At 47.9% G+C, this 14,194-nt stretch carries 14 protein-coding genes; 4 read left to right on the top strand and 10 right to left on the bottom strand.

The genetic code is table 11. The features are described from left to right. Positions 1–104 precede the first annotated feature (104 nt). Complete coding sequence (locus HP570_RS07895; protein WP_016739068.1) at positions 105–671, top strand: YqaA family protein; 567 nt, start codon at positions 105–107, stop codon at positions 669–671. A gap of 53 nt (positions 672–724) precedes the next feature. On the opposite strand, the gene HP570_RS07900 is transcribed toward HP570_RS07895, so the two are convergent. Genes HP570_RS07900 through HP570_RS07910 form a run of 3 tightly spaced genes read right to left on the bottom strand, consistent with a single transcriptional unit; the run spans position 725 to position 4,517 of the window. Next, on the bottom strand, positions 725–2,536 hold the full coding sequence (locus HP570_RS07900; protein WP_173625373.1) for an acyl-CoA dehydrogenase family protein: 1,812 nt from the start codon (positions 2,534–2,536) through the stop codon (positions 725–727). Then, entirely contained in the window at positions 2,533–4,104 is a 1,572-nt protein-coding gene (locus HP570_RS07905) for a class I adenylate-forming enzyme family protein (protein ID WP_173625374.1), read from the bottom strand. The genes HP570_RS07900 and HP570_RS07905 overlap by 4 nt, the downstream gene beginning before the upstream one ends. Next, complete coding sequence (locus HP570_RS07910) at positions 4,101–4,517, bottom strand: MerR family transcriptional regulator (protein ID WP_173625375.1); 417 nt, start codon at positions 4,515–4,517, stop codon at positions 4,101–4,103. The genes HP570_RS07905 and HP570_RS07910 overlap by 4 nt, the downstream gene beginning before the upstream one ends. A 168-nt stretch (positions 4,518–4,685) precedes the next feature. Between HP570_RS07910 and HP570_RS07915 the strand changes: the two genes are divergently transcribed. From HP570_RS07915 to HP570_RS07925, 3 genes are all read left to right on the top strand, one after another. Then, the gene (locus HP570_RS07915; RefSeq protein ID WP_012685322.1) at positions 4,686–5,108 is read left to right on the top strand and encodes a cell wall hydrolase; all 423 of its coding nucleotides are present in this window, start codon (positions 4,686–4,688) and stop codon (positions 5,106–5,108) included. Between the two features lie 32 nt (positions 5,109–5,140). Then, on the top strand, positions 5,141–5,593 hold the full coding sequence (gene gerQ / locus HP570_RS07920) for a spore coat protein GerQ (protein WP_016739072.1): 453 nt from the start codon (positions 5,141–5,143) through the stop codon (positions 5,591–5,593). A 126-nt stretch (positions 5,594–5,719) separates the two neighbouring features. Continuing rightward, positions 5,720–6,037 (top strand): hypothetical protein, encoded by a 318-nt coding sequence (locus HP570_RS07925; protein WP_173625376.1) that lies wholly within the window; start codon positions 5,720–5,722, stop codon positions 6,035–6,037. On the opposite strand, the gene HP570_RS07930 is transcribed toward HP570_RS07925, so the two are convergent. From HP570_RS07930 to HP570_RS07960, 7 genes are all read right to left on the bottom strand, one after another. After that, the gene (locus HP570_RS07930; RefSeq protein WP_173625377.1) at positions 6,034–7,176 is read right to left on the bottom strand and encodes a DUF2087 domain-containing protein; all 1,143 of its coding nucleotides are present in this window, start codon (positions 7,174–7,176) and stop codon (positions 6,034–6,036) included. The genes HP570_RS07925 and HP570_RS07930 overlap by 4 nt on opposite strands. A gap of 113 nt (positions 7,177–7,289) precedes the next feature. Further along, positions 7,290–7,766, bottom strand: coding sequence for a PilZ domain-containing protein (locus tag HP570_RS07935; protein WP_142495522.1), 477 nt, complete (start codon positions 7,764–7,766; stop codon positions 7,290–7,292). 77 nt (positions 7,767–7,843) lie between these two features. Next, complete coding sequence (locus tag HP570_RS07940; RefSeq protein WP_016739076.1) at positions 7,844–8,017, bottom strand: hypothetical protein; 174 nt, start codon at positions 8,015–8,017, stop codon at positions 7,844–7,846. A gap of 90 nt (positions 8,018–8,107) precedes the next feature. Next, positions 8,108–9,358: a GNAT family N-acetyltransferase gene (locus HP570_RS07945; RefSeq protein ID WP_173625703.1), complete on the bottom strand. Its 1,251-nt coding sequence runs from the start codon at positions 9,356–9,358 to the stop codon at positions 8,108–8,110. A 146-nt stretch (positions 9,359–9,504) separates the two neighbouring features. Then, positions 9,505–10,941 carry an MDR family MFS transporter gene (locus tag HP570_RS07950; RefSeq protein WP_173625378.1) on the bottom strand — a complete coding sequence of 479 codons (1,437 nt, stop codon included), beginning with the start codon at positions 10,939–10,941 and terminating at the stop codon, positions 9,505–9,507. Positions 10,942–11,086: 145 nt separating this feature from the next. Next, positions 11,087–11,725, bottom strand: coding sequence for an NUDIX hydrolase (locus HP570_RS07955; protein WP_173625379.1), 639 nt, complete (start codon positions 11,723–11,725; stop codon positions 11,087–11,089). A 132-nt stretch (positions 11,726–11,857) separates the two neighbouring features. After that, positions 11,858–13,432, bottom strand: a complete 1,575-nt coding sequence (locus tag HP570_RS07960; RefSeq protein ID WP_173625380.1) for a glutathione ABC transporter substrate-binding protein — start codon at positions 13,430–13,432, stop codon at positions 11,858–11,860. Positions 13,433–14,194: the final 762 nt, after the last annotated feature.

Below are 14,194 nucleotides of genomic sequence, written 5' to 3' on the forward strand. Positions count from 1 at the left end.
ATTTCCTCGTTTTTCCTCACGTCACCTAACTTCCGTTGTGGTCTTTCTTTGGACAAAGTGGCATAAGATGGCTACAATAGAAAAAACCCCGTAAGGAGATGCTCATGCTCGAACATATCACACAGCTATTCATGCAATATGGGATGTGGGGACTCGCGGCTATGGCATTTTTGGACTCATTTATCAGTCCAATTCCTCCGTTTTTTATGCAAATTGCGATGAGTCTGCTCGATCCAGGCTCAGCGATTCAGTTTGCGACAGTAGCCTTTACTGCTTCCGTCCTCGGCGCTCCCATCGGATTTTTGTTGGGGAGATGGCTGGGAAAACCACTTTTGCACAAGATTCTCCCTGAAAAATGGGTTATCGTAGCGACGGAAAAATTCGCAAAAAACGGGGATGCTGCCGTCCTGATCGGAGCTTTTACCCCCATTCCTTTCAAGGTTTTCACTGTGCTCTCTGGCGTATTCAATTACTCGCTGACCAAGCTCATGTTTTATGCGATCATCGGGCGGGGATTGAAGTTTTTCTTGATTGGCACCTTGTTTTATTTATACGGAAATCACGCAAAGGTTCTGATCGATGAATACTTCGAGATCACGCTGCTGGCGGTAGCAGCAGTGGTTGCTGCGACCTGGTTTATTTGGAGCATGCGCCGCAAGCGGTACGCGTAAAAATCAAAAGCGCCTTTGCCACCTCACCAAGTGGACAAAAGGGCGCTTTTTGATTATCGAGTCGGAACAATAGCAGACTGTTGGGCCCATTCTTCTACGCTGACAAACTCATACTCCACCAGTTGGGTAAAGAACTGAACATCCAGCAAAGAATCGTCTTGAATCCCCCGCTTTTCTCGTGAAGGGAAATGCTTTTCGGCATACAGCTTTGCCAAAATGTATTTGCGCGCATTTCCCTCACGTGTCACCTGATCCTCTGCTTCACTGACGATGCATGATAAAGTGTACAAATCTACCATATGGTCTGCGAGCGTTTTTAATTTGTACGTTATATAATCGTGGATCTGTTGCATGAGATAGGCGATATTTTCCTCCAGGATGGCCAGTTCTGTTCGAATCAGCTCGGCGTACGGCTGTGAAAAGGCATGCCTCCAGCCAGCTATGCGCTCCCGAAGCATTCTGCTAAACACTTCGTGGCTGTTTTCTTTTTGCATCACACGCAAAATATCGAGTGCCAGTATATTCGAGGTGCCTTCCCATACGGTCAAAACTTGCGCGTCACGCAACAGACGCGGCGTCACGTATTCCTCGATATAGCCGTTACCGCCATGAATTTCAATCGCGGTATGGGTTGATTTGACAGCTTCTTCCCCTGTACGGTATTTCAGCAAAGGAATCAGTAGGCGAGCAAGCGCGTTATCCTCTTTGCTCGCGGAATGAGACTGCAAGCGATCATAGACAGCAATCATATCAAACACCGCTCCCGTGCTGACCTCTGTATCCAATAAGAGGCTCACCAGCATTTCTTTTACCATCGGGTACTGATCAATTGGCTTCCCGAATGCACGGCGCTGCTCGGCATAATACCTCGCTTCGTAAAAAGCTCGACGCATAATCCCAATCGAAGCAATCGCGTTGCAAATGCGCGAGAGGTTCAGGGCTTCTGCCATGTATTTGAAGCCGTTCTGTGGCTCCCCGATCAAATAACCCTCTGCCCCGTTCAACAGTATCTCCGCAGATGGTACGGCGTTGACGCCCAGCTTTTCTTTCAAGCGGCGGACCTGGATGTGATTGCGTTCATTGTCAGGCTTTACCCAAGGCACCAAAAACAGTCCGAGCCCTTTTGTCCCCGGTTTCTCCTCATCGATTCTTGCCAAAACAGTCGCAACAAATGCTCCGGCATTGCTCGCAAAAAACTTTTCTCCTGTCAATCGGTACACTCCGGGACGACCTGCTACTGGCTCTGCAACGGTCAAATTCGCACCGACATCCGACCCGCCCTGTCTCTCGGTCAGCCAAGTAGCCCCTTCATACAAGCGAGTGCGGTCACGAGAGGTCAGTCCTGTCAGGTACTGCTCCTTCTGTTCTTCGCTGCCGTAACGATCAAGTAAATAAGCGGCTGACATCGACAAGGTGACAGGGCAATAAAAGCCCGGCTCAGACTGGCTCACGAGATAGCCCATGAAAAAGGAATAGCTGTACGGCGCTTTTCTCCCCAACTCAGGGATGTCTTGATACAAATAGCTGACGATGCCTGCTCCGTAAACCTCTGCTACTGTTTCCTTGTAGCCTTCATTGGTAATAATCTCGGAAATATCCTCGCCTAGCCGATTGTACTTGCGTAATCTCGGCTTGCCTTCCCTGTCTGTATAAGCGGCACGCTCATCAATGGGTCCTGCCACTTGCGCACCTAACCAGCTCAACTGCTGTTTGGCCCATTCATGCATGGAAGCAGGGAGATAACGTTCCAGCAAGTAATTGAGATTGGGATCTGCTTTGAAAAAGTTTTCCCCCTGTGGCATACGCGGGTGCGGGATGTTGTCACTGTAAGTTCGCTGATCGATGCTCGTTTGCAAATCACTCATCGCAGCTCCACTTCCTTCTGGGAACTGACATCACGCAATACATGCTTCAGGACTTTTCCACTCGTATTCCGCGGCAGCGCAGGGACAATATGGACCTGTCGCGGGAGCTTGTAATCCGCGAGATGGCCGCGCAAAAAGCTTTGGATTTCCTCAAGCCAATCTCGATTGTTTTCGACTCCTGATTTTAGCACCACATAGGCCGTCACCGTCTCGCCCCACTCCACATGTGGCAAACCAACAACAGCTACCTCGCCAATCAACGGATGACGCTCCAACAACTGCTCGATTTCCTTGGGGTAAACGTTAACCCCACCCGTGATCATCACGTCTTTTTTGCGATCCATCATCCATAGAAATCCATCCTCATCTACCCGTGCAATATCGCCCGTATACACCCAGCCATCTCGTATCGATTCTGCTGTAGCCTCTGGATTGTTGTAGTATCCTTTCATTGTCCCTTCCCCACGTAAGCGAATTTCGCCCACTTCGCCACTGGCGCATCGCTCTCCTCGCTCGTCTACGACCTCCATTTCGACGAACAATACACCACGATTGCCTATACTGCCGATTTTGTCTGGATGTTCTCGGTGCAAAAGACACATTCCGGTCGGCCCTGCCTCCGTCAATCCGTAGACGCACGCCAGTTTATCGCGTCCGTAAGCTTCTTCCATGAGCGCAGCCATCTCTTTGGACAAAGGAGCCCCGCCATACATCCAATATTCGATGGAAGACAAATCGTACGCCGCAAACTCAGGATGCTTCATCGTCAGCAAATACGCCACAGGCGCTCCGAAGAAATGCGTAATCCGATGCTGCTGCACCAGGTCCAAAAGAAGCTGCGGCGAGAAGGTCAGAGCCATTACCTGAGTGGCGCCAAGCATGAGCCCTGCAATGAAAAAGAGATGGAGTGGAGCCGAATGACTCAGCGGCATCAAATGTAAAATTCGAGAACGATGTGTCATCGTCAGTTCAATCGACATCATTTTCGCGACAGTCAATAAGCTTCTATGTGTATAAAGCACGCCTTTAGGTCGTCCAGTCGTTCCAGATGTATAGAGGATACTAACCTCGCTATCTTCGTTCATGTTCACCAAATAGGGCTGTAGAGAAAGCGCATTCATTTCATCAAGAAACACGTCAGTGGCATCCCAATCAGCAATGCCCTGCCAATTCCCTTGGCTCGTTCCTGTTTTGATGGCCACAAGCTGCGGCGTTTGAAGGACCCACTCATTCACGATGGGCACGAGGGCATCGTGAACAAGAAGTGCCTTTGCTCCGGCATGTTCACATATATGTCGTACTTCTTCTTGAGTTGAGCGCGCGTTGATCGGCACGACGAGTGCACCAGTGCGAATGACGGCGACGTAAAAAATGGCAAACTCCGGACAATTGGGCATCAGCATGACGACCCGATCCCCTTGCTCGATGCCAAGCTCCCGCAAATAGAAAGCCCACTGCGTAGAGCGTGTATCCCACTGGGAATAGCTGACCTCTACATCTCCTGCAACCAGAGCGGGCTTGTAAGGGTATTTCCTTCCGTTTGCTGCGAGCAGAGCTGATACGTTCATCGTTTCTCCTCCTCATTTTCTTCAAGCAATTTTTGTTCAAAGTTTTGCTTGTAGACGAGAATGTCTTCTCTGAGTTGTCGGAGTTCCATGATTTTCTCGTCGATCTCAGCCAGCTTTTGGTTGCCGTACTCAATCGTTCGCAAAAGCTGCGCCCGACCTGTACGATCCTCGTCGAACAGCTCAATCATCTCGCGAATCTGATCCAACGAAAATCCGAATCGCTTCCCTCGCAGAATGAGTCGCAGCCTGGCACGATCCTTGCGGTTATAGTGCCTGCTGCCCTTCTCTGTCCGACTGGGGAAAATCAGACCTAGCTCCTCGTAGTACCGAATCGTTCTGGTGCTGACATCTAATTGTTGAGCAAGATCAGAGATGGTCCACGATTCTTCTTTCTGTATTCCTTCTCTGCTCATGTCCAGCGCCCCTTACTTACATTTGTAAAATTCTAAATTTACCGAATAAAATGATTGTAACTGCCGTTTACGTAAACGTCAACTTGATGAAAAATTTATCGGGCCAATCACCAATCTATTATTCGCCCATATATTGTTATTGTGATTTTTGTGGAAGGAGGTGAAGCAATGGCCGTCATCAAAGCGAACTCCAAAGATGTCGATATGCTTGCCAGACTGATTCGAGCTGAGGCTGAGGGTGAAGGTGAGTTGGGCATGTTGATGGTTGGCAACGTTGGGGTAAATCGGATTTTAGGTAACTGCCTTGACTTTAAAAACATTCGCAGCATGCGTGACATGGTCTATCAATCTCCGGGAGGATTCGAAGCGGTCCAGAAGCCGTATTTCTATCAACGGACCAGGGATAAAGAAAGACGATTGGCACAGCGCGCAGTCAATGGCGAAAAGACCCGTCCGGCTAGCAACGCATTATGGTTCTACCGGCCTGCCGGAAACTGTCCAGCTACCTGGTGGGATCAACAAAACTCCGGTCGCTATAAGGCACACTGCTTCTTCGTTCCAACACCTGCAGATTGTCCACGCGTCTATTAAAAGGATTAGATAGATAAAGGAGCGAGTTCATCATGAGTCAACAAATGCCTTACACTGGTTACCCTCAACAACAATTCGGTTACGACATGTACCCATCCGCACAGTATCCATACGGCATACCTCAGCAACAGCAGCAGATGATTCAGCAGCAGCAACCTCAACTGGTTCCGATGCAACCAAGCGGATCCTTGATTCCTGGAATGCCCATTACTCCTGGGCAAGTGCTGGAAGAATCGTACATCGAAAACATCCTTCGCCTGAATCGAGGCAAAGTCATTACGGTGTACCAAACGTTTGAAAACAACAGCCAATGGAACGCTAAAATTTTCCGTGGCGTCCTCGAAACTGCTGGCCGGGACCACATCATTCTCAGTGATCCGCAAACCGGCAAACGCTATTTGCTCCTCATGGTCCACACGGATTACATCACCGCGGACGAAGAGTTGAATTACATCCCGCCTCAGCTTCCTACAGGAGTTCGGTAAACAAACCAAGCACAAAAAGACAGTTTCCTTCGGCTATCCCCGGGGAGAACTGTCTTTTTGACGTATCTATCATTCCATGCTATTAATGAGGGAGATACACAACCGCTTTGCAAAGGATGAGGAAGAGTGGCATTTGGGATTACACGAGACGAACTAAACCGTTGGAAGCAAGCCGTTAGTCAAGGCGAATTGGCATTTCTTACCCACTATTGGCTGGACCCCCGGTTTCCTGGAATCAAAACCGTTACAAAAGTAGGCTGTGCCAATTATTCGTTACTGACAGACTGGTGCCTTGCCAACGGACTCGATCCTGCCTACATTCATAATCGTGCGCCCTTCCCGCATTTTGATTTACTTGGCGAAAAACAAGTCCAGATCTTGCAAAAGGAAGGTCTGTGGGATCACTTGGAGCGCTTCCGCATGCTGGAGAATGGACGAGACTAGGACGGATCTTTTTGCACGTGATAGCCTCGATCACCATATGGCGTCAGCTTTTCCATCCATTTATCTTCGAGTTTTTCCAATGCACCTTTCAAATCAAAATACGGATGGTCTTTCTTTTCAACCTTCTCTAGCACTTCGATTTCAAAAGCGTCCGGACCGTATTTATACCAGTCTTTTTGCAGCTGTCGATTAGGATGCGAGCCATGCTGAAGCATGAACTTTCTACCGTTGATCGTTTTTAGGTTATTCGTGCTGGCGATGAAGACTTTGTCATTTTGCTTGTTCTTTATTTGATAAACACCTGCATCGGTTTCTACTTCCTTGTACATCTGCTTGAGCTCTTGCTTGCGATTCATCTGCTGCGCCCCCCGTTCCTCTCCTTCGTTTTCCACAGCGATCCTCCAATATTGACTACCGTCCGCCTGTCTATCCATCAATCCAGCATCGACTAAATATCTCCGCAAGGTCACATAATCATCGTAGAGACCTTCGAGAATCTCATTCACTTCCCGCTCGGTGTAGAAACGATCAAGCTCGAATTTTTTGGAAATCTCTTCGAGTAGGATGAGTTTATGCTTTTGCTTGCGTGGGAAGCGCTCTAATCGACCTGATAGTCCATTCGGAAGGAATTTCTTTACGACCGCGGCATATTCTGTGACATCGCCATCTTTCGAGTTGTTCTTTTGCTTGCTTGATTTGGCATCGTTGGACGATTGATGTTTATCCGCTTCATGCAATAACTCCATCATGACCAGGAACACCTTGGCCTGGCGTTCTTTCTCCTTGAGTGCAAAGCGGTGATTACGGATCGTCGATGCACTGCCGATCCCCATTTCATTTTGAACCTCGGCGTCTGTCTTTCCTTGGTAAAAAAGGCGAAGTAAATTAACTTGATGATCAGACAAGCCCGTCAATCGTTTATCCAACTGGCTCAGGTGGGTAAAGACAGAACCGTGCGCAACCTCGATATGATGGCGGATAAAGCGGGACGCTTCGTACAGGACACCCTCCACTGGATAAATGATGCCTTTCTCCACCTGTTCCCCGCAGAGCAAACACATAAAATGTTCGTCTTGTTCGATGTAACCTTGCTTCCATTCTTGAATAGAAGCGCTCCAAAATGCTTCGTGAAGACCCATATATAAACACAACCTTTATTCGTTTGAGTTATTATAGATAACTTATCACCGTGTTTATTCCCTGTCAAACAAAAAAGCTCTCCGTTGTATTCCACAACAGAAAGCCTTTTTATCTATGCTTCACTGGCTTGCATCGAAAGACTTGCTTGAGCCAACTCTTTTAAAAATGTCAAACGGTCACCTTTGTAGAAACGTCCTTCTGTTGCTGTACGTTTCTGCCGATAGCGGATGGCCAATCGGTTTACCATGCGATTAATCTCCAGATGTTGTTCCTCTTCCATCGTAAACCGTACAGCGTATTCGTAATAATCCGTTTCCCACGGAATCGTGCGAACTACGTGGCCGTACATTTTCAGAGCCTGTCCGCACAATTCCGTCGCAAACTGCAGAACGAGCTGGTCATTTGCTGGCATTTTGAGATGAGAAAGAAAACGAAGTCCACCTGCCCCAATATCCTCGATCAATACCTGCGTGCTCCCAATCTCCATGGTTTTCCCTTTGACCAGCACAATGGTCATGTCTGCACAGAGGGCGTATTCTAGACGTAAGCGAAAAAATTCACGTTGATGCCCCTCTGATCTACCTGGCATTGTTTTCTCCTTCTTTCTCATCTCATAGTGGGTAACACGCAAAAGAAAGAGCGCCTGTCATCTTGGCGCCTTTCTTTTTATTTTTTGGGCTTTCGGTATCTGATCTCCTGCTCCTTCACCTGAAAACGATTCCATAATTCCCTCTCATCATGTGTGATGGAATCATGCTTTTCCAGCCGGAAGAGGAGTCTAACGACCACCCAAACAATCAAAAGAAATGCAAAAAAGATAACCAGTGTTAGAAAGATCATAAATCGTACCTCCTCCCATTTACTAACAACATATGGGAGGAAGCAAAATAAGATAACCAAATGTGTCAAAAACGTGACGAACCTTCTTTTCTAAAAGGTTGTCACACTTCTCGGCTTCTCGGAAACAGCAAACAGTCTATCCAAAATGGGGAGCTTTTCTGGTGCATCCAGCTCCAACTGGCCGTATTGATACAGCTTGCGTGCCGTTACTACCCCCATCACGAGTGAAGAAAAATCCGAAATATCTAGCTCCACCGAAACGTCAGACTCCGCTGCCTCTCCTACTTCCGGACGTCCATCGACAAACTTGATGAGCCATGTCCCTTCATTCTCAGGCAGGAACGAATCGTGGATCGTCAGCTTTACATTCACTGTTTCCAAACCAAATCGGTGGTGGGACAGCTGACGGAAAAATCCCGGTACATCAATAATCCGATACATCAGACCGACTCCAGATACATGGCTCTCATGATAAATGCTCCATAAAATCGAATCCGTTCCATTGCCCGGGTCGGATAGCAACAAATGAAAATCTTCGTCCGTCGTCGTGAACTCGATTCGCTGAATCTGATCGGCCTGGCTCCGCAGGAAAGAGAGCAGTTGTGCAAGTGCTTCGCGGCTCTCATACTGAAGCTCTCTTACTTCTATGTTGTTGATGAGTTTGTTTTTTTCATGAGCGCTCTGGAACTGGAAAGCGAGATAGCCGGCGAATTTCCCTTCCTTTTTGTAACCGACGACAATCATTTCAGGGACATCGAAGAGTCTGTCCCACTCACGGTCTGTTCGCTTGATCATGCCATGGGTTTGACGGGCGATGCGATGATAGCAAGCAGACAGTTCTTCTTTGTCCTCTTTTCTTATATAAACGATTTTGTCCTTGCCTACAAACGGCAGGCTGGACGGTTTGAACTTGTATTGATGAACCTTGGTCCCTATTCCAAAGCCCATTTGCTTGTAAAAATCAACACGAAACGGATAGAGAGAGACCAGCGAGATTCCCCGTTCCCGATAGCTGGAAAGAAAACCTTGAAGCATCGACATGGCGACCTTTTCCTTTTTATGCAATAGGTCTACGGCGACCAGCCCAATTCCGCCAGTCAAAAGCGGTGTACCAAGAACATTCATAGGAAAATCGTACCATTTCATTATACCCGCTAATTGTCCATCACGGTAGCAGCCGTGGTAGCTGACATGTGGATCGTTTTCGATCGTCTCCCTTACGCGTTGGGCAAATCGCTGTCTGCTCTCTGCACCCAGTAGATTGCTTCCAGGGTAGCTCAGCGCTGCAATTCTCACGACCTCATCGATATCGTCAATGGAAACCGGGCGAATCTCCTCCATCATCTCATGCACTCCTGTCTGCAAGAAATTGGGCATCTAGGAAAATAGTATCGATGAATGTAACGGCTGGCAATACGAAGTTTGCATTTTTTGGAAAATTGTAACCAAATATTGAAAAACGCCCGCACGCGGCGGACGTCTTCGAATTAGTGTGTCTGCCTGACTCGGTTTCCTTTTGCGATCAAAAGGGTCAGAACAAAGCTGCTTATCGCAAGCACGAAGGTGCCTGTGAAAACCACATGAACACCACTAGCCAATAAGTCTCGGATTTGTGCCAGCTGGGCCACAGGGATCGATCCGTGTTCAAACGAGGCCCCTAAATTCGTATGGCCACTTGCTACAGTCACCATGTTGAACAACATTCCAAATACTGCTGCCCCGAAGGTTTGGCTAAATGTACCCGTGAATGTATTGAGGGCAATGGCAGTCCCCCTCTTGTCGACTGCAACAGACGATTGAATTTTTACCATAACGATTGGGGAAATGAGTCCCATTCCCAAACCAATTGAGCCCACAGCCACATAAATAAGGTATCCCGCTGAGTGAGTGGATAGGAAGCTCAACAATGTTGTCGCTACCATCAGAACGGCTGTCCCTGCGATAAATAACTGTTCCGCTCGCAGCTTTCCTAACAAGTTCCCCGCAAGGATAGAGCCAATCGTCCAGCAAACTGGCATCGGTGTCAGGACAAAGCCAGCCATCGTCGCGCTTTCGCCCAAGACTCCCTGGCTCCAGATCGGCAAGTAAACCACCATGCTGATTACAATTCCATTGGTCAAGAGCGTCAGCAGATTGATCATGGTTACATTTCGATTGGTAAAAAGCGAAAGCGGAATCAGCGGCTCAGGCGATTTCTTCTCCACCGATACAAACACTAGATAGGTCACCAAAGCAAATACGATCAAGGAAATCGTCACTGGACTGGTCCATGATTGATTCTGGCTACCTGTTAACAAGGCATACAACAAGGCGATGGTCCCGACCGAAAAAATAAGCGCGCCCGGATAATCGATATGGCGCTTTTCTTTGACGGCAAGCTTTTCCTTGTACAAAAAGATGAGCATGAAAAACGATACAAGTCCAAAAGGTAAGTTAAGAAAAAAGATATAACGCCACGTCAGTGTATCGACCAAAAATCCTCCGACCAACGGACCTGCCACACCGGAAAGTCCCCATACAGCACTAATCCAGCCCTGCGCTTTTGCCCGGGCAGTCTGCTCCGTATACAAATCACCGATAATGGTCATCGTAATCGGCATGACTGATCCTGCACCCAAGCCTTGAATGGCACGGAAAACAATAAGCTGCCACATTGACGTCGCCACTCCACAGAGCGTAGAACCTAACAAAAAGATGCCGATCCCGATTAACAACACATTTTTTCGGCCAAATAAATCAGCTAGTTTGCCGTAAATGGGAGCAGATACGGCAGTGGCTAGCATGTAGATGGCGTATACCCAGCTCACCTGTTCAAAGCCTGCCAAATCACTCGTAATGCGCGGTACGGCTGTACTCACAATCGTTCCTTCCATCGCAGCAAGGAATGTCGAGAGCATAAGGGCAATCATAATCTGTAGTCTCATCTCGATCTCCTCTCTCTATGTACGCATGATCACGAGTAGCGAAAAAGCATTGTTTAGTATACCACATGAAAGAACAATCTTTCTCGACCAACGAAAAACCTCGTCTTGTCAAATAACAAGCGAGGCATTGTTTTTCCGTTCAAGGCTATCGATTGGCTGGGTTGGCTGCGCGTCGTTTCACTGCTGCAAACACCTGCTGGTAATAATGCACTTTATGCGGTACAAAGTCAGCCTTGGCCGCGATCATTGCTATATCCTTTGGTTCACCATTTTCCGTTAGCAAAAATCCATTCACCGTCATCTGTCCGATCTCGCCCGCAAACAACCGCTCTAACTCACGCAGACTGACCCAAAACAGCCCTGTGACTTCTTCTTCCTGTATACGGTACTCGCGTAACGGTTGATCGCATTCATACAAAAATGTATGGCACATTTCCTTATCAATGATAGAGGGGGCAACCATTACATCACGAATTACGCCTAACTGGTCCAATTCCTCAAAGCTCACGGACAAGCCCAGCTCCTCCTCCAATTCCCGCACGCCGTCACATGGCTGTTCCGTGGCGAGAAGATGACCGGCAGAGGTAATGTCGAGCAGATCTGGACAAGTATCCTTTTGTGGATGTCTTTTTTGGAACAACATTTCGATCTGGTCATCTACTACACGATAAATCCAGCAGTGAAAGGTTTGGTGCCACAGCCCCAAGCGGTGTACTTCGCTACGCGCTTCTACCCCGATATGCTGTCCTGCTTCGTCAAATATGTCTAGCTGCTCTTCCTGCATGTTTTCCCCCCCATGACCTGTCTCTTGAGCATTTCTCTTCCCCAAGTTACATTCCCGGTCCAGAACGTGAATTCCTCTATTGACGATTGACGAAAAAAGGGACAGCGACAAGCGCCATCCCTTCTATCACCATTAGTTGATCGATACATCATCCAGCATCAAGTAGCCAACAGGGCTCAGCCAGAAGCCATTTACATTCTTCGATGTAACCGCCACATGATCAATCGTACGGATTGGAAGAATCGGTACTTCCTTCAGCTCGATTTCTTGCAGCTTTGCGTAAATTTCATTGCGTTTTTGCGCATCTTTTTCGCGACGTCCTTCTTCAATCAGCTTGTCTACCTCTGGATTGTTGTAGAACGCCATGTTACCTGCGCTGCCTTTCGAAGTGCTGTGGAAGACATTGTACTGGTTGTAGTCGCCATCCCCTGTTGCATTGCCCCAGCCCCCGATGAACATCGCATGCTCACCATTGTCTGCGTACTCCAGATACGCACCGTATTCCATTACTTTGATCTCCAAATCAATGCCGATGCCTTTCAACTGTGACTGGATGACTTCTGCTACGTTCATGCGCTCTTTACGGTCATCTGTCACGATGGTTGTCTTGAAGCCGTTTGGGTAACCTGCTTCTGCGAGCAGTGCTTTTGCTGCATTGACGTCATACGCGTAATCCTGAAGATTCGGGTTGTAGCCGATGACTTTTGGTGACAGCGAGGAAACAGCCTGTGTTCCTACATTGTTGTATACCCCTTGTACAATGGCTTGCTTTTCGATAGCATGTGCGACAGCTTGACGTACACGTACATCATCAAATGGCTTTTTCTGCACGTTAAAGCCGATGTAATCCACACCCAAGCCTTCTGCACGCACCATGTTCATCCCAGGAGATGCCTGTGCACGCTCTACTTCCGTCACGGGAAGCTGGTCGCCGATGTGCGCTTCGCCTGCTTCGATCATCGCTACACGCGTCGTATCTTCTGGAACAACCTTATACAATACTTCATCTACCTTTGGCTTTTCACCCCAGTAGGTATCATTTTTTGCGAGTTTCATTTCTTGACCCGGTGTCCATGATGTAAATTTGAAGGGTCCGGTTCCCACAGGCTGCTTCGCCAATGTATCGGAATGCTCGGCGATTGCTTTCGGGCTGATGATACTTCCTTCTGAGCTAGCCAAGATGGAGAGTAGCGGTGCAAAAGGATACTCCAGTACGAAATGTACTGTCTTATCATCTACGATCTTAATTTCCTTGATCATGGAGAAGTTGGATGCACGCGGTGATGCAACCTTTGGATCGCGTACACGTTCGAACGTCTTTTTCACAGCGTCTGCTGTAAAGGGTGTACCATCGTGGAACGTAACGCCCTCACGGAGCTTGAACTCCCATGTCAAGTCATCGAGCTGTTTCCATTCAGTTGCTAGAGTAGGCTTGTACTCGCCGTTTTTATCGCGAGAAACCAAGCTCTCATACACTTTTCCATACACATAGTTTGCCGAAGGAATATTGGAGATGAAATGCGGGTCCAGATTATTGGCGTCTGCCTTCCGAGCGACAATCAGGGTTCCCCCTTCTTTCGGCGCTTCAGCAGCAGTTGTATTCGTCGAACCGGATTGCTCCGAGCTCGCACCACCACATCCAGTCAGCGCAACACTAACCGTCAATGTCAGAGCCAACAAGGAACCGACCATGCCCGTTTTCTTCATTTGTGTCTACCCCCTGTAGAATACTGTCGAAAATTCTGAATGTATTTCTTATTTGCATTATACGGTAGATCCCCAACCGAACCTTTCAGCATCTTTACATCAATTTATAATATTTTTACTTTTATTTAATTTTGTACAGATTAAAAAGTGTGAAAATATACTTGATACCGTTGCTTCGGTGGAGAAGCGTGTTTCCAGTCTTCGCTTCAGCCTCCGCCCCGCAAAGGGGTGAAGACTGTCCGCTCCGGTATGAATGACGGGAGCCGCTTCAAAAGTGGTTGCCTCGAGGAGGTATTCGCACGTTGAAGCTAAAAACGCTCCCATCATTCATCCCTCCGCTTGGTCGGGCTCCAGAGGCGCTATGACTGGAAACACGCTTCTTTGACGTTGCTTGTGTCTATTTTTCGATCTATGTATGAAAAGCAACAAGAAAATGTTTGAAGGTTCTTCATGATTGTTCTTCTGTAGCATTCTAATATATGGATTTTGCTATGAAAATCATTTTATAGTTAGTTAAGTAATCAATTATCACCTTGAATCTACTTTCAAGATGTCCCCAAAGCTACGCTGGAAGAAGTGCATTTCCAGTCCAAGCGCCTCTGGAGCCCGTCCCAGCGTAGGAATGAATGGCGGGGAATTTCAGCTTCACCTATGAGGTACTTCCTTGAAATTATCTACGTTTGAAGCGCTCCCGCCATTCATTCCGAAGCGGACAGTCGATCCCCCCTTGCGGGGCGGAGGCCGAAGCGTAGACTGGAAATG

The sequence above is a fragment of the Brevibacillus sp. RS1.1 genome (assembly GCF_013284365.1).
In the GTDB taxonomy this organism is placed as follows: Bacteria; Bacillota; Bacilli; order Brevibacillales; family Brevibacillaceae; genus Brevibacillus; species Brevibacillus brevis_D.

What these genes read in the sequence shown, in the direction of transcription:
- HP570_RS07910 (WP_173625375.1), bottom strand. Translation starts at nt 4,517, where the DNA reads ATGAGCAGAGAAGGAATACAGAAAGAAGAATCGTGGACCATCTCTGAT.
- HP570_RS07900 (WP_173625373.1), bottom strand. Translation starts at nt 2,536, where the DNA reads ATGAGTGATTTGCAAACGAGCATCGATCAGCGAACTTACAGTGACAAC.
- HP570_RS07905 (WP_173625374.1), bottom strand. Translation starts at nt 4,104, where the DNA reads ATGAACGTATCAGCTCTGCTCGCAGCAAACGGAAGGAAATACCCTTAC.
- HP570_RS07940 (WP_016739076.1), bottom strand. Translation starts at nt 8,017, where the DNA reads ATGATCTTTCTAACACTGGTTATCTTTTTTGCATTTCTTTTGATTGTT.
- gerQ (WP_016739072.1), top strand. Translation starts at nt 5,141, where the DNA reads ATGAGTCAACAAATGCCTTACACTGGTTACCCTCAACAACAATTCGGT.
- HP570_RS07955 (WP_173625379.1), bottom strand. Translation starts at nt 11,725, where the DNA reads ATGCAGGAAGAGCAGCTAGACATATTTGACGAAGCAGGACAGCATATC.
- HP570_RS07895 (WP_016739068.1), top strand. Translation starts at nt 105, where the DNA reads ATGCTCGAACATATCACACAGCTATTCATGCAATATGGGATGTGGGGA.
- HP570_RS07945 (WP_173625703.1), bottom strand. Translation starts at nt 9,358, where the DNA reads ATGGAGGAGATTCGCCCGGTTTCCATTGACGATATCGATGAGGTCGTG.
- HP570_RS07960 (WP_173625380.1), bottom strand. Translation starts at nt 13,432, where the DNA reads ATGAAGAAAACGGGCATGGTCGGTTCCTTGTTGGCTCTGACATTGACG.
- HP570_RS07930 (WP_173625377.1), bottom strand. Translation starts at nt 7,176, where the DNA reads ATGGGTCTTCACGAAGCATTTTGGAGCGCTTCTATTCAAGAATGGAAG.
- HP570_RS07950 (WP_173625378.1), bottom strand. Translation starts at nt 10,941, where the DNA reads ATGAGACTACAGATTATGATTGCCCTTATGCTCTCGACATTCCTTGCT.
- HP570_RS07935 (WP_142495522.1), bottom strand. Translation starts at nt 7,766, where the DNA reads ATGCCAGGTAGATCAGAGGGGCATCAACGTGAATTTTTTCGCTTACGT.
- HP570_RS07915 (WP_012685322.1), top strand. Translation starts at nt 4,686, where the DNA reads ATGGCCGTCATCAAAGCGAACTCCAAAGATGTCGATATGCTTGCCAGA.